The sequence below is a fragment of the Stenotrophomonas maltophilia group sp. Smal12 genome (assembly GCF_037079935.1).
Lineage (GTDB): Bacteria > Pseudomonadota > Gammaproteobacteria > Xanthomonadales > Xanthomonadaceae > Stenotrophomonas > Stenotrophomonas sepilia.
In genome coordinates this window covers 1-22,502 of sequence record NZ_JBAWUK010000044.1, presented here as the reverse complement: position 1 = coordinate 22,502, position 22,502 = coordinate 1, and the positions used below count along the sequence as shown (strand labels likewise).

At 60.8% G+C, this 22,502-nt stretch carries 16 protein-coding genes and 1 pseudogene; 10 read left to right on the top strand and 7 right to left on the bottom strand.

Annotation, left to right across the window (positions count from 1 at the left end; translation table 11 throughout):
- Positions 1–136: 136 nt before the first annotated feature.
- Positions 137–3,487: an autotransporter serine protease gene (locus WDC87_RS17050; protein WP_252744761.1), complete on the top strand. Its 3,351-nt coding sequence runs from the start codon at positions 137–139 to the stop codon at positions 3,485–3,487.
- Between the two features lie 69 nt (positions 3,488–3,556).
- Here the strand turns inward: WDC87_RS17050 and cml are convergent, their stop codons facing one another.
- Together cml and WDC87_RS17040 are read right to left on the bottom strand one after the other, a co-directional pair.
- The gene (gene cml, locus WDC87_RS17045) at positions 3,557–4,744 is read right to left on the bottom strand and encodes a CmlA/FloR family chloramphenicol efflux MFS transporter (RefSeq protein ID WP_072167243.1); all 1,188 of its coding nucleotides are present in this window, start codon (positions 4,742–4,744) and stop codon (positions 3,557–3,559) included.
- Between the two features lie 252 nt (positions 4,745–4,996).
- Complete coding sequence (locus WDC87_RS17040; RefSeq protein WP_088496113.1) at positions 4,997–5,449, bottom strand: PA2169 family four-helix-bundle protein; 453 nt, start codon at positions 5,447–5,449, stop codon at positions 4,997–4,999.
- 467 nt (positions 5,450–5,916) lie between these two features.
- Between WDC87_RS17040 and WDC87_RS17035 the strand changes: the two genes are divergently transcribed.
- Complete coding sequence (locus WDC87_RS17035; RefSeq protein WP_252744760.1) at positions 5,917–6,558, top strand: glutathione S-transferase family protein; 642 nt, start codon at positions 5,917–5,919, stop codon at positions 6,556–6,558.
- 23 nt (positions 6,559–6,581) lie between these two features.
- Here the strand turns inward: WDC87_RS17035 and WDC87_RS17030 are convergent, their stop codons facing one another.
- Together WDC87_RS17030 and WDC87_RS17025 are read right to left on the bottom strand one after the other, a co-directional pair.
- Positions 6,582–6,989: a hypothetical protein gene (locus WDC87_RS17030; protein WP_061478117.1), complete on the bottom strand. Its 408-nt coding sequence runs from the start codon at positions 6,987–6,989 to the stop codon at positions 6,582–6,584.
- Positions 6,990–7,038: 49 nt separating this feature from the next.
- Complete coding sequence (locus WDC87_RS17025; RefSeq protein ID WP_005419573.1) at positions 7,039–7,458, bottom strand: H-NS histone family protein; 420 nt, start codon at positions 7,456–7,458, stop codon at positions 7,039–7,041.
- Positions 7,459–7,576: 118 nt separating this feature from the next.
- Here WDC87_RS17025 and WDC87_RS17020 point away from each other — a divergent pair, with 118 nt between their 5' ends.
- Positions 7,577–7,969: a DoxX family protein gene (locus WDC87_RS17020; RefSeq protein WP_301655219.1), complete on the top strand. Its 393-nt coding sequence runs from the start codon at positions 7,577–7,579 to the stop codon at positions 7,967–7,969.
- 18 nt (positions 7,970–7,987) lie between these two features.
- Here the strand turns inward: WDC87_RS17020 and WDC87_RS17015 are convergent, their stop codons facing one another.
- Positions 7,988–9,706 carry a serine hydrolase domain-containing protein gene (locus WDC87_RS17015; protein ID WP_336331314.1) on the bottom strand — a complete coding sequence of 573 codons (1,719 nt, stop codon included), beginning with the start codon at positions 9,704–9,706 and terminating at the stop codon, positions 7,988–7,990.
- A 118-nt stretch (positions 9,707–9,824) separates the two neighbouring features.
- Entirely contained in the window at positions 9,825–10,466 is a 642-nt protein-coding gene (locus WDC87_RS17010) for a hypothetical protein (protein ID WP_252744423.1), read from the bottom strand.
- 1,522 nt (positions 10,467–11,988) lie between these two features.
- Here WDC87_RS17010 and WDC87_RS17005 point away from each other — a divergent pair.
- From WDC87_RS17005 to WDC87_RS16980, 6 genes are all read left to right on the top strand, one after another.
- A complete protein-coding gene (locus WDC87_RS17005; RefSeq protein WP_252744424.1) occupies positions 11,989–13,272 on the top strand; it encodes an HlyD family efflux transporter periplasmic adaptor subunit in 1,284 nt (427 codons plus the stop codon).
- The gene (locus tag WDC87_RS17000) at positions 13,265–15,406 is read left to right on the top strand and encodes a peptidase domain-containing ABC transporter (protein ID WP_252744425.1); all 2,142 of its coding nucleotides are present in this window, start codon (positions 13,265–13,267) and stop codon (positions 15,404–15,406) included. Before WDC87_RS17005 ends, WDC87_RS17000 begins: the two co-directional genes overlap by 8 nt.
- Positions 15,407–15,535: 129 nt before the next feature.
- Positions 15,536–17,062 (top strand): hypothetical protein, encoded by a 1,527-nt coding sequence (locus WDC87_RS16995; RefSeq protein ID WP_252744426.1) that lies wholly within the window; start codon positions 15,536–15,538, stop codon positions 17,060–17,062.
- Positions 17,059–18,294, top strand: coding sequence for a radical SAM protein (locus WDC87_RS16990; RefSeq protein WP_252744427.1), 1,236 nt, complete (start codon positions 17,059–17,061; stop codon positions 18,292–18,294). The genes WDC87_RS16995 and WDC87_RS16990 overlap by 4 nt, the downstream gene beginning before the upstream one ends.
- Before the next feature lie 130 nt (positions 18,295–18,424).
- Positions 18,425–18,610: a hypothetical protein gene (locus WDC87_RS16985; protein WP_252744428.1), complete on the top strand. Its 186-nt coding sequence runs from the start codon at positions 18,425–18,427 to the stop codon at positions 18,608–18,610.
- 105 nt (positions 18,611–18,715) lie between these two features.
- The gene (locus WDC87_RS16980) at positions 18,716–19,660 is read left to right on the top strand and encodes an aldo/keto reductase (protein WP_252744436.1); all 945 of its coding nucleotides are present in this window, start codon (positions 18,716–18,718) and stop codon (positions 19,658–19,660) included.
- A gap of 41 nt (positions 19,661–19,701) precedes the next feature.
- On the opposite strand, the pseudogene WDC87_RS16975 reads toward WDC87_RS16980, so the two are convergent.
- Positions 19,702–20,386, bottom strand: a pseudogene (locus WDC87_RS16975) (integrase core domain-containing protein); the annotation flags it as partial.
- Positions 20,387–20,741: 355 nt separating this feature from the next.
- Between WDC87_RS16975 and WDC87_RS16970 the strand changes: the two are divergent.
- A complete protein-coding gene (locus WDC87_RS16970; protein ID WP_252744429.1) occupies positions 20,742–21,821 on the top strand; it encodes a serine protease in 1,080 nt (359 codons plus the stop codon).
- Positions 21,822–22,502 lie beyond the last annotated feature (681 nt).

Below are 22,502 nucleotides of genomic sequence, written 5' to 3'. Positions count from 1 at the left end.
CCGGCCCGGCGGAACCACGTCATGCACCGATCACAAATCATTAACGCGTTCATAAAATTCCTTTCACTTTGCTGGGGGATATCGCCACGCCTTGACGTTAACGGCCTTGATGTCCGTCAACCAAGGAAGTTGTCCGATGAATCACCCGCTGTACGGCCGTTCGTCCCGCTCCCTGTCGCACCGCCCGCTGGCGCTTGCCGTCGCCAGCTCGCTGCTGCTGGCCACCGCACTGCCAGCCATGGCCAGCGAATCACTCGAGGCCTGGCAGCAGCAGCGCCAGCTGCAGGCCGCGTGGGCGCAGCCCGCTGCCAGCACGGCACCCGCAGCGACAACCGCTGCGCCTGCCGCCAGCAGCACCGCCGTTCTTGGCAACCCGGGCGATCCGGCCAGCTGGCGCAGCGATGAATTCAACGCCGATTGGGGCCTGGCTGCGATGGGCGCGGATTACGCCTATGCACGCGGCCTGACCGGCAAGGGCGTACGCCTGGCGCTGTTCGATTCGGGCTCCGCGCTGGCGCATCCGGAGTTTGCAGGACGCAATACCTCCAGCATCACTATCGGTGCCGACTGCGCGACGCCGGGTGTGGTTGCAGGTGCCGGTGCCTGCGGGCAGACCCGCGGCGAACAGCCCGGCTACAACTACTACGGCCTCGGTGCCGGCGTTCCGGCCGCACTCGCGGCACGCCTGATCGCCGCCGGCCAGCCCTATGGCTTCAGCTACGCCGACCACGGAACGCATGTGCTTGGCACCATCGGCGCCAACCGCAATGGCACCGGCATGCATGGCGTGGCCTTTGGTGCGGATCTCACCGCCGCCCGCGTGTTCGGCGACACCTACTATGAGTGGCGCCTGGATCCGGACAAGTACTATCGCCCGCGCGCGGTGTACCGCACCGATCCGGATGACGCCGCCACGCTGGACATGTATGCACAGATCCAGGCGCAGGGCGTGCGTGCCATCAACCACAGCTGGGGCATCTCCACGCGCAACATGACCGCCGCCGCGCTGGACCAGCAGTACGCCAACATCGGTGCCGACTACGGCGTGTACGGCAGCATCTACGCCAGCAATGGCGATACCCCGGGCTCCACCCTCATCCAGGTGTGGTCGGCTGGCAACGGCAGCGGCGCCGTCGCCGGAATCACGGCCGCCATGCCGCGCTGGAAGCCCGAACTGGAACCGTACTGGCTCGCGGTCGCCAACGTCCGCCGGCCCAATGCCGCTGCGGGCGAAACCGACTATGTGATCGATGGCAGTTCCAGTATCTGCGGCGTTGCCGCCAACTGGTGCATCTCGGCACCCGGCACCGACATCGTCAGCACCATCGTGTCCGGCGATATCCAGGGCCGCGTCGAGAACACCTCCGCCTATGTGCGGCTGATCATCGACAGCGAGAACACCCAGTACGTCTATGGCACCAAGACCGGCACGTCGATGGCGGCGCCGCACATCACCGGCGCGCTCGGCCTGCTGATGGAGCGCTTCCCCTATCTGGACAACGCGCAGGTGCGCGACGTGCTGCTGACCACCGCACGCGACCTGGGTGCAGCAGGCATCGATCCGATCTACGGCTGGGGCATGGTGGACCTGAAGAAGGCCATCGAGGGCTACGGCTCGCTGCGCGTGGACACCAACGTGGTGATGAACCAGAAGGCCGGCGGCCTGAAAGTCTGGGAAGGCGATGCCTGGGACAACTGGACCAACGACATCGGTGGCCCTGGCAAGCTGACCAAATCCGGTATCGGCTGGCTGCGCCTGAGCGGCAACAACAGCTTCAACGGCGCAGTACTGCAGGACGGTACGCTGGAATTGAACGGCGCCAACACGCTTGCCTCGGCGGTCGAAGTACAGGGCGGCCAGTTGCTGCTCAACGGCAGCCTGGTCTCCACCGTACTGACCACTACCGGTGGCGTGAGCGCGGTCAGCGCCAGCGGCGTGTTGAACAACAGCAACCTGGTGATCAATGGCGGCGTGGTGTCCTTCAACGGCACGCAGACCGGCGGCACCACCACGGTCGGCGCCAACGGCCTGCTGAAGGGCGTCGGCACGCTCGGCAATACCCGCGTGGACGGCATCATCGCGCCGGGCAACTCGATCGGCACGCTGACCATCAACGGCAACTACGTGCAGGGTGCCACCGGCGTCTATGCCGCCGAGCTGGCCCCGGGTGGCCGCAGTGACCAGTTGCACGTGACCGGCACCGCCACCCTTGGCGGCACGCTGGTCGCGCTGCCGGAGCCGGGTGTGTACTACCTCGGCGAGCAGTTCAACTTCCTGCGTGCCGACGGAGGCATCAACGGCCAGTTCGCCAAGACCGACTTCAGCGCGTTCTCCCCATTCCTGCAGTTCAGCCTGGCCTACGGCACCAACGGCACGCGCATCGACGTCGCCCGTGGCGCTTCACTGACCACCGCCGCGCACACGCCCAACCAGCGTGCCGTGGCGGCCGCCGCCGACCTGCTGCCGATCGCCCAGGGCCTGCCCAAACCACTGACCCAGCTGTTCCCGCAGCAGGTTGGAGGCGTGCTCGATGGCCTCAGCGGCGAGCTGCATCCGGCCACGGCCATCACCCTGGTCGAGGGCAGCCGCTACGTGCGCGATGCCGCGTTGTCACGCCGTGCCGGCGCCGCCGCACCCGGTAGCGACGTGGGTGACGCGACGGGTGCATGGGTGCAGGCCATCGGTGGCAACAGCAAGCTGGACGGTGACGTCAACACTGCCCGCACCGAAGCCAACAGCAACGGCCTGCTGGTCGGCATCGACCGCGGGTTCTCCGGCTGGCAGGTCGGCGTGCTGGCCGGTGCGGGCCGCACCGACGTGAAGCAGCAGGAGCGTCGCGCCAAGTCGAAGATCGACAACACGCACTTCGGTGCCTACGCCAGCCACAACTGGGGCGGTTTCGGCCTGCGCGGTGGTGTGGCGTGGAGCAAGCACGAGGTGAAGAGCACGCGTGATGTCGCCTTCGCAGGCTTCAGCGACAGCCTGAGCGCGCGCTACGACGCCCGCACCCGCCAAGCCTTCATCGAAGCCGGCTACCGCTTCGGTGGGCCGGAAGCCGGGCTGGAGCCCTACCTGCAGGTCGCACGTGTCGAAGTGGACCTCAAGCGCGTCAACGAACGCGGTGGAGCAGCGGCACTGCAGGGCAAGGTGGACGATATCGGAACCACGATTGCCACTGCCGGTCTGCGCTTCGACAAGGGACTGAAGGCTTCGTTCCAGCAGGAGAGCTGGCTGCACCTGCGTGGTGGCGTCGGCTATCGCCGCGCTTCCGGTGATCGCAGCCAGGTCGCCAACCTGGCCTTCGCCAACGGAAGCGCGACGTTCGCGGTCAACGGCGCACCGATCGCCGACAACGCGGTGGTGGCCGAACTGGGCCTGTCGGCCTGGCTGACCGAGCGCCAGCAGCTGGAACTGGGCTACAACGGCCAGTACGGCAGTGAAAGCCGCGACCACAGTGCGAATGTGCGCTGGTCGGTGCGCTTCTAGTTCCCGTCACGTGTTCTCATGAAGGATTGGGCGGCCTGATGGCCGCCCTTTTTTTATCACCGGCCGAGGCTAGCGGCAGCCGCGCAACATCGCCGCGGCGACCAGGCTGGCCACTGGCAGCAACAGCCCATAGGCCACCAGCGGCCATACCGTATCGCCCGGCAGCAGCACCGTAGCCAGTGTTCCGAAGCAGGCCACGATCAGGCTCTGCATCGCGTAGTAGAGCGCCACCGCCATACCCGACGCATCGGCAAACTCACTCAACGCGCCGTTGGCAGCCACCGAAACCACCATCACCAGCCCCGCCGCGATGCCCCACATGGGCAGCACGACGCTGGCGAATGACAGTGGCAACTCCGCAGCGAGCGCCATCAACAACACACCCCCCACCATCACGCACAGGCCACGCACGAATGTGCCAGGCACCGCCCAGCGCGCGATGAACGTCTTCGCCATGCGCGACGTGAGGATCATCATCAGTGCCACCGTCGCGAACGCCAGGCTGAAGGTGATCTGGGAGTACTGCATGCGCTCGACCAGCACGCGCGGTGCGATCGAGAAGAACACGAAGAACGCGCCCATCGCGGCACTGAATCCCAGCGTGTAGACCCAGAAGGCACCACTGCGAAGAATTCTCTGCAGTGCCGGTCCAGCGTCTCTGCGCCCTGCGGGTCGGGTTTCCTGCCACAGGCGTTGCGCGCGCAGGACGGCGACCAGGCCAAGCACACCCAGCAGCACGAAGATCGCACGCCAGCCTGCTGCCGCAGCCACCAGTGCACCCAGCATCGGCCCCAGCGCCGGTACGAAGGCCAGCATCGAAGCGAACAGTCCATACAAGGACGCCCCCTGCGGTGTATCCGCGTATACGTCGCGGACCGTGGCAAATGTCGCTACCAGCGCTGCCGACGCGCCAATCGCCTGCACTGTGCGCCAGGCCAGGAAGAACCCGCTATTGCTGGACAGCGCCAGCGCGAACGAGGCAACGGTGAACAGCAGCGCCCCCAGCAACAGCACGGGGCGGCGCCCGATCCGGTCGGACAACGGGCCGAACAACAGTTGGCCGACGCCGAGCACCAGCAGGTAGATGCTCAGCGTCAATTGCACCCGCGCAGGCGATGTTCCCAACGCGCCGGGCATCAAGGGCACTACAGGCAGATAGATATCCATGGCCAGCGAGGCCAGGAGGTCGAACGGCGCCATCAGCGCAATGGCCGATGGCAGAGTATGGGCCCAACGCGGGGCCTGTCGATTGAACATGGGGAGTCTCCGCCCAGAGTGAGTCCGGCGGTGATCCATCCACTTCGCATGCATCGCAGGGATGTTCACCGCAACAACGTCTGCGTCGTTGTTGCGGCTCAGCGAACTGTCTGCGGACCGTTCCCGTAGTTCATGGTGCTCATTGTTGGCAGTGCGGAACCGGCAAGAGTGTAGCAGCGACCGATTCAGGGTGGCCGGGGCAGCGGTGCCGCCCCGGCCGCGGCGCCCCTGGGAGTGGGACGCCGCTGATCGTCAGGCCGCCTTCATCGCATGCTTGCGCGCGCGCATCACGTTGTGGCACTCCTGCACTTCCGGCAACAGCTGGGTGACTTCCTGGCGTACCGCCGGCGGCAGCTCGTTGTCCTTCAGCACGTCCTTGAACGCGGCCAGCAGGCGGTCCTCCGATTCTTCCAGCTCGGCAACATAGCCGTAGTTGGTATCACCGAAGGCTGCACGCACCTTGCCGTAGAACTGCTGCATCGAGCCGACCACGGTGCCGTGCTCAGCCGGCTTGCCGCCGCTGGCGGCCACCGAGCCACTCAATGCGGCCACGATGCGACCCTTGACACCGGCAATGCGGGTGAACAGGGCCGACAGCTCGGCATCCTTCACCTTGGTCGCGGCCTCTTCATAGAACGACTTGCCGTCACGGGCGATCTCGATCAGGTCGTTGAGACGATGTTCGATGGTGGACTGGGTGCTCATGGCGTTGCTCCTGTATCGTCGTTTCGGGGGAGAAAAGCAGCCTCGACTGCGCTGCCTGTGGATCCACTCTGGACATGCTCGTGTGGTTCGCAGGTGAGCAACGATTGATACGTACATCACTTCACCCAACCCGCACTGACTTTTTCACGCGGCGGTGGCGCGTGGATCACATCGAGCGATCCTGGGCAGGGTCACCAAGGAACAAAGAGGATGATCAGCACGATCACCAGGACCGCAACGAGTGCTCCCATCAGCACGTTTCTCTGGCGCCAACTGGGCTTCGGTTTTCCGGGGATATTCATGCCTGTTACCTGTCTCTGCGGATGACCCCGGCAGACTGATGTATCCAGGACAGTGCGTGCGTGCAGAACACGTGCAGGCAACGTGCAGGGCACCGCCCGCATGTCGATTTACGGCGCACTCGCTCGTCAGATCATCAAAGCCATCCTTGACCGCGGACTGCTCCCATGCCTCCCATCCTCACCGCCTTCGCCACCTCCCCCGACCGCGGCCATGGCCTGGCCCGTGACATGCGCGTGCGCTGGGCACTGGAGGAACTGGCCGTAGCCTATGACGTACAACTGCTCACCTTCACCGAGATGAAGCAGCCCGCTCACCTGGCACGGAATCCGTTCGGGCAGATTCCCACCTGGCAGGAGGGCGACCGGACCCTGTTCGAATCCGGCGCCATCGTCCTGCACCTGGCCGAACAGCACCCCAGCCTGCTGCTGCGCGATCCGGACGCCCGCATGCGCGCGATCATGTGGGTGTTCGCTGCGCTGAACACGGTGGAACCGCCCATCGTTGAGCGCTCCATGGCCTGGGTGCTGGAGCGCGAGCAGCCGTGGTACGCACAGCGGCTGCCAATGCTGGATGAGCGGGTTCGGGCGCGGCTGGCGCAACTGTCGACATGGCTGGCCAAGGCGCCGTGGCTGGATGGCGATTTCAGCGTGGGCGACCTGATGATGGTCTCGGTGCTGCTGCGCCTGAAGAGCAGCGGGCTGCTCGACGAGTATCCGACGGTGGCCGCCTATGTGGCCCGCGCGACGCAGCGGCCCGCCTACCAGCGCGCCTTCGCCGCGCAGCTGGCCGTATTCCAGAACGGGTAGTTCCACGCCATGCGTGGAAACACTCAGCGCAAGCTGCGCCGGCAGGCGGCCTGCACCAGCATCAGCTGCGCCACCAGGATCAGCATCGCGCAGCCCGACAACAGCCAAGGGTCGATGTACCACTGCTCATTGAAACTGAAGTCGCCTGCGGAAATGCGTTTCCAACCGTTGAAGTGCTGCATCGCTGCGACCACGAAGGCGAAGCCACCCGCTGTGTACGACAACCAGGGCACGATGAGGCTCCCAGGGCGCGCGAACAGCGTCAGCAGGCCGAGCACGCCGATGACCGTGCGCTGCACGCGGCAGTACGGGCAGACATAGGCCATCCCGCTCCATTCCACCGCCCAGGCCAGCAGGCTGACCAGCACGGCCGCGCCTGCGGCGGCGTGCAGGACTTTCGGCGTGATCGTCATGCCACTCGCGTGTGCCATCCCGTGCTCCTTGGTTGAAAGACCCGGGCAGGGTAGCAGTGCTGCAGCCTCATCCCTTCTTGATGACGGTCCGCTTGCCGATGGTGCTGGTCTTGCCAGCGGTCGGCCTGGCCAAACCAGGAATCAGGAAATCGGTGACCTTGTGGCCCATCGACACCTTGGACGCCAACCAGCGCGGCATGCGCCCGCGACCGGTCCAGGTCAGGCGCTTGTACTCCGGGTCGCGATACTTGGGCGCGACTTTGCCGGATTTACGGCGGGCGGGTTTGCGGGCGGGCGCAGGTGTTTCCGAGGCTTGGCCGCCAAAGAGTTCTTCGAGGGTGTAGCCGGCTTCGGCGGCGGCGGCCTTCAGCATCCGCCGCACCGCACTGGCCGGACGGCGGCTGGAAATGAGCTGTTTCCGCTGTTCAGCGGCAACCACCAGGGCACCCAGCTCGCGAAGGCTGAGCGATTCAATATCGATCGTCATGCGGGAAAGGTCTACTGCAGCGCGGCAGCTGTCAAGGCGCCTTGCCCGGCGCGTAGACACGGGCTTCACTGCCGGTGGGCTCCGATCGCCTGCGTCGGCCATCTCCGAGGTCCTCGACGTGAGCACTTCATCGCATTCGCTCGCCTACCTGCTTGCACGCATCCTGCTGATGGCCCTGTTCCTGGTCTCCGGGCTGGGCAAGCTCGGCGATCTCAGCGGTACCCAGGGCTACATGGAGGCGATGGGAGTACCCGGCATCCTGCTCTGGCCGACCATCGCCTTCGAGATCGGCAGCGGCCTGAGCATCCTGCTCGGCTTCCAGACCCGGCTGGTGGCGGTCGTGCTCGCAGGCTTCAGCCTGGTCACTGCTTTCATCTTCCACCACAACTTCGCCGATCAGACCCAGCAGATCATGTTCCTGAAGAACCTGGGCCTCGCCGGCGGCTTCCTGCTGCTGGCCTGCACCGGGGCGGGACGCTACAGCATCGATGGGCGTGAGCGGCGCGGATGAGCACGCGGCATGCCGCCATCACCCCTGGTCCACGGGCGCGACGCGCTGCAGGCGCAGGTTGCGCCATGTCGGCTGGGAGCTGCGGAAATCCAGCGCCTCGCCATCGCTGGTGAACAACAATCCTGGCTCCGCCTCAGCAACCAGGCGGATGCCATCGATGTACAGCCAGCCCTGTCGTTGCTCCAGCACAACGAACATCGATGGTTTGCCCCATTGGTCAACGCGATAGCGTCCCAGCCAGGGTTGCCAATGGGGCGCGTGCGGCCCGGTGGTCCCATCGATGGGATCGTTATGGTCCAGCCCGTCCTCGCCGTTGCTGCATTCCAGGTGCGCCGGCAGCATGTCCGTCGCCGCATGGTAGCGGTACGTCGCAACCTCTCCATCGGTGTCCACAGTGAACAGTTGATCGCCGTCGATGGCCGCAAAGCGGGTACCCTCGGCGTGCGCCCCTCGATGCAGTTGCAGTTCGCCGTTTCCGGCAACCCCGATCTTCGCCTTGCCGCTGCGCCCGATCCAGCTTCCCGCCATCCGCTGTACCTGGTCCTGGTTCAACCTGATCGGCGCCAGGGAAGACAGGGGCACGCGCGGCTGACGGGGCCCGAAACGCGCCGACAACAGCTGATCGAGCAGACGCTCGCCGATGCCGTACCCCGCAGACGTCGCGCGATTGAACATCGCGGCAAATCCAGCGTTTGCCTGCCTGCAGTAGGTGAACACGCACCCGAATCCGAAGCCCCCGCCGCGGTGGTGCAGCAGCCGCACCGGTGTACTGCCGTAGAGGCGTTCGCTGCGCATGACACCGAGCCCGTAGTCGCCGCCCAGGCCGAAACCATGCATCTCGTCCCAGAGACGGGGCTCAAGCAGTTGCTGCGCACCGGATCGGCCGCCACCGAGCAGGAAGCCAAGATACTTCGCCATGTCGGCGGCACTGGTCCACACGCCTCCCGACACCACCAGCGGCGTCACCGGCGGTACCTGCGTATGGCCTTCCTGGGTTCCCAGTGCCCGCACCTTGCTTGCCAGGTAGACCGACGCATCGGCCGTACTGTCGTGCATTCCCAGCGGCTCGAAGATCCGGCGCTGCAGCCAGGCCGGATAGCTGATGCCCGCAACCTGCTCAAGGACATGACCGGCAAGGTCGAAGCCCAGGTTGGAGTAGCGATAGCGCGTACCCACCGGAAAGCGCAGCCATGTCTGCGAGATGCTGCGGACGTGCGCATCAAAGCCCGGCGACGCCGGTTCGTAGTTGTTGCCCAGTGGCGCCTCGTGCGTGAATCCCGCGCGATTGGCAAGCAGCAGGCGCAGGCTGATGCGCTCCTGTGGAGCATGCTCGAAGCGGCTGCGCACCGTGAACGACGGCAGATAGCGGGTAATGGGCGCGTCCAGATCAAGGATGCCGTCCTGCACGGCCAACAGCACCGCCACCGCCGCGAAGTTCTTCGAGGTGGACTGGATGCTGAACATCGTGCTGGCGTCTACGGGCACGCTGCCCTGGCCTGATACGTGACCGAAGCCTTCAGTCCAGCGCACCTGCCCGCCTTCGACCAGGCAGACGGCAGCGGCACCGATGCCGCTGCCGTCCATGGCCGAGCGGATCACGCCGCGTTCCGCGTCGATCAGGCTCGCGGTGGTGACGCTTGGCCGCGCCGGGGTGGCAACACCGGTGGGAATGAGCGTGGCCGCCGGAACAGCCGCGGCATTGGCCAGGAAGGTGCGACGACTGAGCGTACCAGGCATCAGATCACTCCACTTCAGGATGCCGCCATCTTCCCGCCAGCAGAAATGGCAGGGCATGTGTCATTCGGCACAGAGTGCGGTGATCGATGGCGCTGCGCCTTCGCTGGCTGAGCAGGCCTCAGCCCGGAGGGTCCGGCAAGCGGATTCCCTGCGCCGAAACAAAGGCGCGGGACTCGCTCCAATAGGCCTGTGGCGGTTCCCGCAGCTCTGGTCGCGCCCAGTAGTCGTTGCCATGCAATGCGCTCATCACATGGCACCAGCCGTCACGCGGATCGTGAACCTGAAATCGCCCGCGATGATGGCGCGGATGATACGCGTAGTGACCAAGCGCCTCCTGGCGCGCTTCATCCGGCGAACGACCCGCCTGATGGACCAGCGTCCATGCACGCATGTGGCGTGCATGCGCGAGCGCGCCCAGGTACTCGTCCTCATCCAGCAGTGGCACCTGCTCACCGCGGGCCAGGCACAGTGCGTCCGATTCGGCTTCGTAGTCCAGCGACGGCTGCGCCAGTTCCGGGTGCTGCTGCCAATACCTTTCGCCCTTCATGTGCAGCATCGCCCAGTGCCAGGGCTCGTCGTGGAAGATCAGCGCGTACCCGTATTCGCGGCCGGGGCTCTGGTCGGGATAGCGCTTCCGTGCCTGTTCGAGCGCCTGCGCCTCGGGCACCTGGCCATGGTGGACCAGACACCAGGCGAACAGGTGCCGGCTGTCTTCGATTTCGGTGGTGAAGTCTTCCACCGGCGTTTCGGTGTTGGGCATGGTCGATCCCTGTGTGCGGATCAGATGGTACCGACGCTGCAGGTCGCGCGGGGGGCGGGGGCAATGAGATCTGCAACAGGTCGTGCGAGGTCGCGTGGGGGCCCATTCACGATGCCAATGCATATCATTTATTTACCAAGGGATTAACCTACCACTTCTCTACGTGTCCGTTCACTGCCCCATCGTTCGCAAATTGGCCACAGGCTTAGGGATGCCCTGGAAAAACTATGCTGAGCGCCGGGTTTTCCAGCGTTGCAGTCATCTGGAGCCATCAGACGCAGCGTATCGCCATGTTCATCTGCCCTGGAGGTTCCCTTGCGGGCACCTCAGGACGGAGTTACCCCTACGTCGGCTGCAATTGCCGGCGCACCATCCACAGACTGGAGAGCGCAAACAGCGCAAGTACCAGTCCGGTGTTCCTGGCCAGGGCCCCGGTAGCGCACCCTGGTGTAGCCGGAATGCCGCTTGTTCACTTGGACGGATGATCAACCTTCGCTCAAATACTGACGCTGCCGCCCTCCGAGCGCCCCCCCTGTCTGTGCTCGCGCGCGTTGCCAATGGCCTTGACCTTCGAACGCTTGGCGGCAATGACAAAGTTGCGTTGCAGTCGAACGGTTCAGTGCGCTTGTCTGCACTGGTGTAGCCGCCGTCACCAAGGACGCATTCTTCTTAGCGGTGCAGCAGTTCGTGGGTGACCGTAACATCACCCGCGTTGGCTTCCCTGCATTTCACGTGGTGCACTGGGCCGGAAAATCCTTCAACGCAGACATGCGGCTTCATGCCGAAGCACCACTGGTCGCTCTTCCGGGCCTGGTGCATTTTCGGGTCACACGCATTGTCGGCACTCCTGGTCGAGCCGGACGCATTAATTATCGTGGTTTCCACAATTGTACCCACACGAAGGCTCTGGCCTTTGCGGGTAGGGTGTTACTCACCACCTCCAGCGTCTTCGCTCCAGCCTCCACCTCTCGAGCAGCCGATAAGGATAGTGGTCTCATCCTGGATCGCATCAAGCCCGCTTAACCGGAAAAAAAAGGCGCATTGAAACGATCTCGTGCAGTGCTTCTTCCGTCCCCGTATCGCTCATCGCGTGCCACTGCTGCAACATGTGCATGCGCAGCATACGGAGAACGATCCAAGCACATCCTGACCACGGTGTCGCATTTCGCCAGCTTGGCGTCAACCTGCGCACACCGCGACGCCAAGGGGTGACTATGAGCTCCAAGCGTTGCCACTATCTTCGGCACACTCCGCTCCGCTCTCCACGTCGCAGGAGGTTGACACCATGCGAATACCTCTACAAAGAATTGGTGTCCAAGGGTGGTGGCGGAGAATGCAATGGAGGCACTTCCTGTTTTCGTGTACGCAGCGACCAAAGAACGGCGGGGCTGGACTAGGCCAGACGCCAATGGCGACCGATACCCGGCTGAGGGGGGCATTGCCAGTGGAATCAATTGCGGACATCGCCCCATTTCGAGGCTGAGTGACATCGCGCCTGTGCATCAGTGCCGAGAGACATACCGTGGCAGATAAGCTCTTTCGCAGAGAGGCTTCACCTGAAGATCAGCATAGTGGCCTCGGCGAGATCCTACTTCCCGGCCCACCTTCTCGCTGGCTATGGCTTTGCCTGATCCTTCTGCTAACGACTGCTATGGGCCTATTCCTGGTCCTAGGGCAATACACCCGTCGAGAAATGGTAACGGGTCAACTGGTGCCCGCTAGCGGACTGATCAGCATCGCCGCTCTTAGCGCGGGAACAGTGACGCGACTGCATGTGGAAGACGGCCAATCCATACAGGCAGGCGAGGTCCTGATGGAGATATCAAGCGAACAGGACACGGTTCGACTTGGTGCAACCCGAGCATCAATTGACGAGAAGCTTACGGAGAAGGAGGGACGCTACAGGGCCGATCTCATGTCCCAGGACTCTGTCGTTCGGCATCAACGAGAGGCGCTGGTTGCTCGTGAATCGCTCATACAACGACAGATGGATCAGGTCGGCGAACAGATTGCATTGCAGGGCGAGGAAGTTGAAGGCTCACAGGCGCTCTTGGCGCGGATCGAACCTCTGGAAGAGGGCGGATACGTTTCTGCATTTGAAATTCAGCGCCAGCAAGCAGTGGTACGTGCCGCACGCTCCCGGAAGGCAGAACTGCAGAGGCAGGGGCTCGAACTCCATCAACAGCTGGCTGCCACCAAGGAGTCCTTGGCAAAACTTCCGTTAGAGGACGCAACTCGTAGAAACGAAATCGTGCGAGAGCTTGCCGACGTCGCGCAGTCGCAGGCTCAGAACGATCTGCAACGCGGCACACTGCTTAGAGCAGGACAAAGCGGTGTCGTCGCAGCTCTATTTGTTAAGGCTGGTCAAATGGTCAGTGCCGGTCAGCCTATGGTGACGATACTGCCCGGCGACGCGAAGCTGCAGGCGCAGCTCCTTATTCCTAGCCGTGCGATTGGATTCATCGCTCCGGGCAATCGCGTCATCCTCCGCTATGAGGCATTTCCGTACCAGAAATTTGGTCAGCAATACGGAAGGGTATCCATCGTCTCTCGGAGCGCGCTGACGCCGGCGGAACAGTCCGCCTTGACTGGCCGACTACCGCCCGCAGATCAAGGACCACTCTATCGGGTGGATGTCGAACTGGACCGGCAGTATGTTCCCGCATATGGGGCTAGGGAGTCGATCCGGCCGGGGATGACGCTACAAGCAGATGTTCTTATAGAGCGGAGACGTCTTATCGAATGGCTGTTTGAACCGCTTTTTGGCATCCAGCGCCTGGTGCATGAGGAAAATCCCAATGGCTGACGGCTCCGCATCGGCAGAGACGCGCCCCGATCGACATTCGCGAGCGGACATCCGGGCCGGACTCCGTTTTGGGTGGCGTCGCGAAACGCCATTGATCCTGCAGGCAGAAACCGCTGAATGTGGACTAGCCTGTCTGGCCATGGTCGCGGGGTACCATGGTCATCATGTAGATATGCTGGGAATGCGGGCGAAATTCGGATCTTCCCAGAAGGGTGTCACGCTGAGGCAGATGATGCATGTGGCGACGGCACTCGGCATGGAGGGGCGCCCGCTGAAGCTCGATCTTGATAATCTGTCCAGATTGAAGCTGCCCTGTATCCTGCATTGGGGCATGAATCATTTCGTCGTGCTATGCAAAATTGGCCCTCGATCGGTTGTAATTCACGATCCGTCACGAGGTGTCCGGAAGCTCGACCTTCTGGAGGTGTCAAGCCAGTTCACCGGTGTCGCCTTGGAGCTCATACCGGGCGCCGACTTCCGTCCGGCGCACAGCCCCCCATCTATCTCACTTCGGCGACTGGCAGGTACCATACGGGGACTCGTGCCGGCTGGCCTCCAAGTTCTGGGGCTTGCACTGGCGCTAGAGGCATTCATTCTCATTGGACCATTCTATCTCCAGTGGACGATGGATCAGGTCATCGTATCCGCAGATAGAGATCTTCTTTCGCTGCTGGCGATTGGTTTCGCAATTGTTGCGGTCTTCCAGGTTGTCATCACGGCACTACGCGCCTGGCTAATCAGCTGGATCAGTGCAACAACATCTGCGCAATGGATGAGCAACATGGTTGGGCATCTCCTACGGCTGCCCTTGGCTTGGTTTGAGAAGCGGCAGGTGGGTGACATCATCTCGCGGCTTGGCTCAATCCAGATCATCCAAAATACGCTGCCAATCCAGTTCATCGCCTCGCTGTTGGACGGGCTGATGTCACTTGTCGTTCTTTTGATAATGACCTTCTACAGCCCTGGATTGGCGGCGCTGGTAGCGGGCCTCTTCCTGCTCTACACGTTGCTTCGATGGGCATTCTTTGCTCCGCTTTGGAGGGCAAACGAAGATCAGATTGTTCATGCCGCACGCCAGCAAGGCGAAATCCTGGAAAGCATCCGGGGAATACTTCCGATCAAACTGGCCAATCAGCAGAATGCGCGACGCGCACGCTATGCCAATGCCTCGGTTCAGGCAATAAACCGCGGAATCCGAATTCAGCAGTTGAATATTTCTTTCGGAGTTGCCAACGGCCTTATCTTTGGTCTGGGCAGAGTCGCACTGATCTGGATAGCTTCCTCTCTGGTCATGGATGAGAAGTTCTCAGTTGGCATGATGGTTGCATTTGTCGCCTTCGCAGACATGTTTATTCATAGATCCACTTCTTTGGCGGATAAGTGGGTTGATTTCAGGATGCTTAGATTGCACGCGGAGCGGCTGTCCGATATCGCCCTCAGCGAGCAGGAGAACGCCGACGGAGTCGACTCGTGCCATGTGCCGGCCGAGTCGAGTGTCGAGTTCAAGAATGTCAGTTTCCGCTACTCCGACGGAGAGCCCTGGGTGCTGAGAAACTGTAGCTTTAGAGTGGAATCGGGCCGTTCAATTGCGATCACTGGAGTGTCGGGGAGCGGCAAGACGACACTCGCCAAAATCATGCTCGGCCTACTGAAGCCTAGCGAAGGAGAGGTGATCTTTGGAGGACAGAAAATTGATGATATGGGTCACGGACGATTCAGAAGCCTGGTCGGTGCAGTCATGCAGGAAGATCAGCTGTTCGCCGGAACGATTGGGGACAACATTAGTTTCGGTGATCAGGATGCAACCGATGAGCGCATCAGGGAAGCGGCGACACTCGCTGCAGTGAGCGACGATATCGAGGCGATGCCAATGGGCTACAGAACTCTGGTAGGCGACATGGGCTCCAGCCTGTCTGGAGGGCAGAAGCAGCGAGTGATCCTCGCTCGGGCGCTGTATCGCCGCCCTCGTCTGCTGGTGCTGGATGAGGCAACCAGCCATCTGGACCTCGAGTGTGAGCGGCGCGTCAATGCGGCCGTGAAGATGTCGAGCATGACCCGGGTGGTGATCGCCCATCGGATGGAGACCATACAAAGTGCAGACCAACGGTTCGAGATAAACCATCGGGAGGGCTGAGCAATGCTGAGTCTGAGGCTTCAAGGAAGTAGCTGTGGACGGTGTGATAAGCGCGAAACTGCCGGTAAGGCTTTCATTCGAATGGTGCCAATAGCTCCAAAGCCGTGGGCGCTGTTGGCAACCTTGCTCATGTGGGCACTGCTCACGGCAAACGCGTGGGCCGGGAAGCGTGATTGCCTCGCGTCCGGCCTTGAGGTCGACACAGCCATGTCAAAGGCGACGTTGCGAGTGACCTCGCGGGGTACGCCCAAACTCAACCTGCAGGAGTGGCAAGCATCGAAACGCTCCCGCTCCGACAAACATGTCTACACCTTGGATATCAGCAGGAGCCTGCTTCCCGAAGGTAGAAAGTATCCGCTGATTATAAAGCTGGCGCCATCCACTGTCGCGATCAACCTCCAGCCCTTGATCAATCCTGATGATTCGCAGTATGAGCCCTTATGTGGTGACATCGATCTAGGAACCTCACAGCATCCAGCAAGCTCTCAAGTGACGATATTCGAAGGCTACGTATTCTTCAGGGATGGGCGGCCAATACCCGTTCCAACGCTGCTGGCGGATCAAGGCGTGCCACAGGCGTTTAGGAGCCAATATCTGGATTGGCTGGAGAGGGCCCAGAAGTTCTATCGGGGTGCCCTGGGACCTGAGCCGCACAGCGTGAGATCTGTAATCTTCCTGCTTGATCAGGGTGCCAATACTCAGCAGGGCTGCGGCTTCAGTGGAAGCTCATTGCCCGGACTACTGCTGATTGGCCTTCGTGCGGGCTGCCTGGACCCCTCAAAAGGCTTTCCAATTGATTTGTCTCACTTCATTGCCCATGAAGCGTTTCATCAATGGAATCAAGATGTGCAGATGATGGATTCACTCCCGCGAGAAAGCAGAATTATGCTGCTCGAGGGCGGGGCGGAAATGGCAGCGAGTTTGTTTCTGTCGGAGGTGACCGGGAGCAAGGAGCAAGGGATCATGCGCGACGTAGGCGTAGCTGCAGAGTCATGTCTCGACCAAGCTGAGTACAAGAAGCGGCCACTAAATGACCTGATCAGTGGCGGCGAGTATCAACTCGCTTACTCCTGCGGAATGGTCTACACCTTCATCAACCTCGTCCGGATAGATTCTGATCCAGCAGTCGCTCTGGGCAAGTTCTGGAAAGGCACCCTGCAGGATAGCTCCTCGTCGCGCCTCAATGTAAATACCGACTTCGATGAGGCATTCGGTGCGCGATCGCCGGTGCAGAACGCCATGATCGAACTACTAGCCCAGAATGGCTACGCGCTTCGCGAAACGATTAACGGCTTGAGCAAGGACCAGCAGTTCCGCATAGCCGCAGAATTGATGCGAGAGGTTTCACGCAACGACTGCCAAGGGAACTACGGCCTGTTTACCGGTGGCGGAGTGATTGTGCTTGACCCCAAAGTGAAGACCTGCAGCTCTCTGAGGCCCGGAGGAAAGCCCGTGGCAGTAGATGGGTTTGATTTTAGAGAGCACGCATTGGACGCTCGATCTGCATGGATTTCAGCTTGCCATAATGGAGGAGCCGTGAGCATCGACTATTCCGACAGCTCCGCTAAACCGTCGATCGTGTCGTGCCAATCCCCCCCAAGATCCCTGTACACGCCGTTTCATCTTTCTCGAATCACGCCTAGGGGAAAACAATGATCGACGTACTCAGCAGCGACGCATCTTCCCCGATTCAGAAGCTACATGAGCTGCAGGTCATCATCAAGATCGCCGAGCGCTGCAACCTCGCTTGCAGCTACTGTTACTACTTCTTCATGGGCGATGATTCCTACAAAAACCCCGATCCAATCATGAAGCCTGACAAGTTCTCAGCCGTCGCTGATTACATCAAACGTGGCGTCGAGGATCTAGGGATCAGGAACGTAAACATCGTGTTCCACGGCGGGGAGCCAACTCTCATGAGAGCCCGCAATTTCAGGGGGCTGGCGTCTGCTCTATGTGAGACGTTGACTCCCATATGCGAGCTGAGTCTTGGCATACAGACAAATGGATATCACCTTACAGCCGAGTGGGAAGAGCTAATCTCAGAATTCAGTATTTCTGTTGGCATCAGTCTTGATGGTCCAGCTGAGTACAACGATAGATTCCGGGTCACCCATAAGGGAAAGGGATCGCATGAGAAGATCGCACGCACGGTTGGACGACTTCACGAGTTGGAGACCGAGCGAAGGATTAGTGCAATCGGTGTACTGAGTGTGCTTGGACGCGACATCCCGATTGAAGAGACATTTGATCACTTCGTTGAGGAGCTCAAGTTCCGTCATTTGGGGTTCCTGTTGCCGGACAGGAGTCATGATGAACCCTTCGTCGACGGCGAGACCCCAGGGGAGTACGGAGATCTGCTGATAGGCCTCTTCAATAAGTGGCTGAGCCACCAGGACGTCTCCGTGAGGGAAGTAACGAAGGTAATTCGCTACTTTCAAGAGTATGTACCAGCACACACCGTTGCCACGGACGTATTCGACAAACGAACCCATGTGGTGGTGATACAGAGCACAGGCGAAGTAAGTTGTGATGACTCGTTGATTCCTGCGCTGGAGTGGCGATCCTCGCAGCGTTCGTACTCAATCTTCACCTCGTCTCTCTATAGCTTCGTCAATGACCCAGACCTTGCGCTACTTGATCGGGCGCGAGCAAACCTCCCCGATGACTGTCTCAATTGCAGGTGGGTGAAAATATGTGGCGGGGGCGCACTAGAAAACCGTTTTAGCCGTGCGCGACAGTTCGATAATCCAAGCGTCTATTGTGCCGGCCTGAAGAAGTATTACTCACACGTAGTTGATTTTCTGATCGAGAACGGATATCCGGAGGCGGCGATTCAGGAGCGCCTGAAGCCTGACGAGGTCATGCAGCCCACCTTCGCCATCTAAGCATTGTGCAGGACCTGAAGCCCGCTTCAAGGAGGCTCATACCTGTTGTGCCCGTCGATCCCGACCGCGGTCGACGGAAGTCAAGGAAAGTGCGGTCAATTGTTGATCTTTAATCAGAAGGGAGTTGGCAATGAACACAAGCGACAAGAAGTCATACGGTGAAGATTTGGTCGCACGGCTGCTGACGCCGCTGGAGACCGATGCCGTTGCTGGCGGCGGGTTCGAGACCTATGCTCAGAATACAGGTGGATATTGCAGATTCGACCAAAATAGCGGCGGATACGACCAGAAGTGCGCGACACCTAGCATTTCCTGAGATGTTTAACTTCTAATCTTGCTTCATGACGGGGTGTGCAATGGCCACCCCGTCTTTACCGGTACTTGCATGCAATATCGATATCTTGGAAGGACGGGCTTGAGCGTGTCTGTACTCGGTCTGGGCACCTGGCTTAGTGTTGGCCAGCGGCTGAGCAATTCGGATGGCGCTAGGTTGATATCACAGGCTTATCATGGGGGCATCAATCTGTTTGATACCGCCCAGAATTATGGCTGGGGTCAGGCGCAGAGTGGGTTAGGGCGCGCGATAAGAAACGCCGGCTGGCAACGCGACACCTACTCGATCTGTAGCAAAGCTTTCTACGGGGCAAAACCTGACCATCAGCTCAAGCCGACTCAGCGCGGATTGGGCCGCAAGCATCTGGTGGAGGAGTGTGATGCTGCGCTGACACGACTGGGCATTGATTACTTGGATCTCTACCTTTGCCATTCACGGGATGCAAATGTATGTGTCGGAGAGATCGTATGGACGATGCACTCGTTGATTATGCAGGGCAAGGTAATGCACTGGGGAACGTCGAAGTGGCCTACTGGACTAGTGGCGGAGGCGCACGAATTCGCTCTTTCCAATCATCTTATTGGCCCTTCGCTCGAGCAGCCTGAGTACAACCTAGTCGCGACCAGAGCTGTAGAGAAAGATCTATCAGACCTGATTGATCGATATGGCATGGGGTTGCTCACTTGGTCGCCATTGAAACAGGGCATACTCGCTGGTCGCTACGACCAGGGCATTCCGCCTGGCTCGAGACTTTCGTTCCGGGACTTCACGACGTTGAGGGATCATGCGAGTGAGGCACAGTTTCTGCGATGGGTCGAAGTTGCAAAGAGCATCGAGAGAATTTCCAAGGCTCTGGGAGTATCTCGCGCCCAGCTTGCCATTGCGTGGTGCTTGCGAAACAGGCTCGTCAGTAGCGTCCTGCTTGGTTGTTCGGGGGGAGCGCAACTAGCCGAATGTTTGAAATCAGTAGACGTCGCAGACTCCATCACGCCAGAGTTGTGGCTGGAGTTGCACTCGCTGGGGCAGTGCTGATCTCATACGCCCAACGCCCCCGCCGTGAGTAGTGGCCGGGTTTAGAGTCCGGGGTTGATGATATCGATGTTGGTCAGGTGTTGGGCATAGGCGGCCTGTGTCATGCCGCCGATGGCGTCTTTGGAGGCTCCTCGTTGCGTTCCCGGCGCCATCGCTCGATCTCGGTGCGGGCGTGTGGCAGCGTTGAGAACCAGTGCTCGTTGAGGCATTCGTGGCGCAGGCGACCGTTGAACCATTCCCCATAGGCGTTCTAGTTCAGCTTGCCGCGCTGGATCAGGGGAGCTGCACGCCACGCGCGTGCGCCCAGCTCACCATCACCTTGCCGCGGAGCTCCTTGCCGTTGTCAGTACGGATCACCTGCGGCAAGCCGCGCAGCGACGCCGGCCGGTCCAGCACACACGAGCCCCCGTGCCCGGAAATCGCACGCCACACCTCTATTGCCACGGCTTCGCATGTTGCGTGATCGATGATCACCAGGCACTTAATGGCCCGACCTTCGGCCGTGCGATCGAACACGAAGTCCATCGACCCCACGTGGTTGGCCCAGGCCGGTCGCAGCAGTGGTTGCTGCTCGCCGACCAGAACCGTCTTGCGTTTGCGCCGCCTGACCTGCAACTGTTGCGCCTGATACAGCCGTTCCACGCACTTGTAGTTCGCGCTACGTCATTCCTGCCGCAGCTTCAGATAGATCATTCCAACGTCGTAGCGCTTATGCCGATGCGCCAAGACCGAGACTCACACACTGACTCACTTTTCTTCGTGGATGCAAGCGGATCGGGAGAGACCCCAGTGGCACCACGATCGTTACGCTTCAGTGCTTTTGAGGATTCTTTGGACTGATCTGGACGTCCTCAGACGTCTAATTGGTGGGCCCACCAGGAACCACATTACCCATTTATCATACTGTTTTTACTGTATTTCCATATGGTAAGCCAGGACACTTACCGCCAAAGCTACCGTCAAAGAGCAGAGGCTAAGAGCCGAGCACGGACGCCGCGCGGGAATCGGGTGTAAGCCTGGGCTGCATACAGAAGTCGCCCCGAGTACCTTACACGCACACTACCGACCTGGACTCCGGCCTATGTCTGGCACCTTTGCCCCTAGAACCTTTGACGCCTTTCGGACTCACGCCCCCCGATTTCCGTACGGTCAAGGCGCCAAGCACGGCACCCTCTTTCCAATAGATGACCCCTTTGGTTTGCGCCGGGCGGTCGTACCCGTGTTCCAGCGCGATGTGGACGGGTCTATACGCGGAGCTGGCACCGCCTTCCATGTTGACGGCTGGGGCCGACTACTGACTGCGGACCACGTAGTGGACTGCGTCCGCGCCCGGCATCTGCGCCAGATCAAACCGGATGCCCGAATCAGCGCAGACATTACCAAGTCGCCCCACTCCACCGTTCTACTTGGCTATGGGGTTGTATTTGGAACTGTGGGCATACCTGAGCCATGTTGGGCCCCTATCCAGCGTGTGGACGCCATCGTTGCGCAGAAGAGAGCTAATCCGCTCTCAGAGCTACAGGGTGATGCCGGCTTTCAAATTGGCCCCGATATCGCCGGCGTTAGCATCTTGCTAGATGCTGACGCACCTTCGTTCCACACAGTGGCCGTGAATTTCGGCTACCGCCCCAACGTTGGTGAGATGGTGTTCGCGGTCGGATACCCCGAGCTTCACTTCGAGGCAATGAGCGCGGATGAGATCGCGCGCTATCTGCGAGAGGGAATGTTCGGGGTCTACGGAACCGTCACAGATCTGTTCCCCGATGGGCGAGGCGCAGCACATCCATCACCAGTTTTCGAAGTTGAAGCGGATTGGCCGTCCGGGATGAGCGGCGGGCCCGTTTTCAATAGGTTTGGCGAAGTGATAGGGATAGTCAGTTCTTCATGGGAGCCGAGCGACGGAGCGCCGGGCCTTGGCTACGCAACATGCTTGGCCATGGTCCCAGAAGCGCCTCAACTTGCCCCGACGCTAGATGACACAAACCCTGGCCGTCGCTGGGGCTTCTGCGTCTACAACTCTGAAACCTTCCAGCTCGCGGACGTGGCAAGCTCGCAAGGTCATGCCGAAGCCTTGTTAGCCCAGCTGCCTCCCGGCCACCTAGTCCGGCGGGGAAGTCACCTGATGGGCGGATATGACTTCATGACTGGCGACGCTGAGTGAGTACTTGAGGCGACTCTTCCATAGGCTACAGATAGAGAGGCAAGCATCGCACACGCGAGCTGCATGACCAGCGATGCGCGCGTGTCGGCGCCCCTTGGGTTGCCTGCAAGCCGTCCTCTCCCCTCTGCGCGCGCACTCGTCTCCCCGCCACGCCTGCGCACTTCATAGGGTGCTTTTTCTGCACTACCTGCACAGCGGCCAAGAACAGGCCCAGCAAGGCTGTCGAGGCACAGAAAGGTCATGCCAAAGCCTGCGAATCCCTGCACCCAAGGGGGTTTCTGGCGTGGCATTGAGCAGTCAGATGGACGCCAAATGTGCGGTGACCAGGGAAGGGAGAAAAGATGGCATCCGATAGCGTCCAAGAAGAAAACACCCACTACTTAAAGTGTTTCAGGAAGGCTATGAATTATGGGTCTGGAACGCTTTTTTGGTTACACGCCCTGTGCAGGCACTACCGCCCCTCTCCCCCTGCCCGCTTCCATTGTCTCCCAAGGGTTTCGCCGGTTTTACCTGCTGTCTTGCCGCCTGCCATTTCCTGTTTGAGATTTCTGACTCTGGACCGGCCAGAGTTCTGTAGACACTCAGTTGCCGCTCTGCGCGTAGCGCCTTTCAAACTCTACCGGTGACACGCCGCCAGCGGAACCATGCCGGCGGATCGGGTTGTAGAACATCTCGATGTAG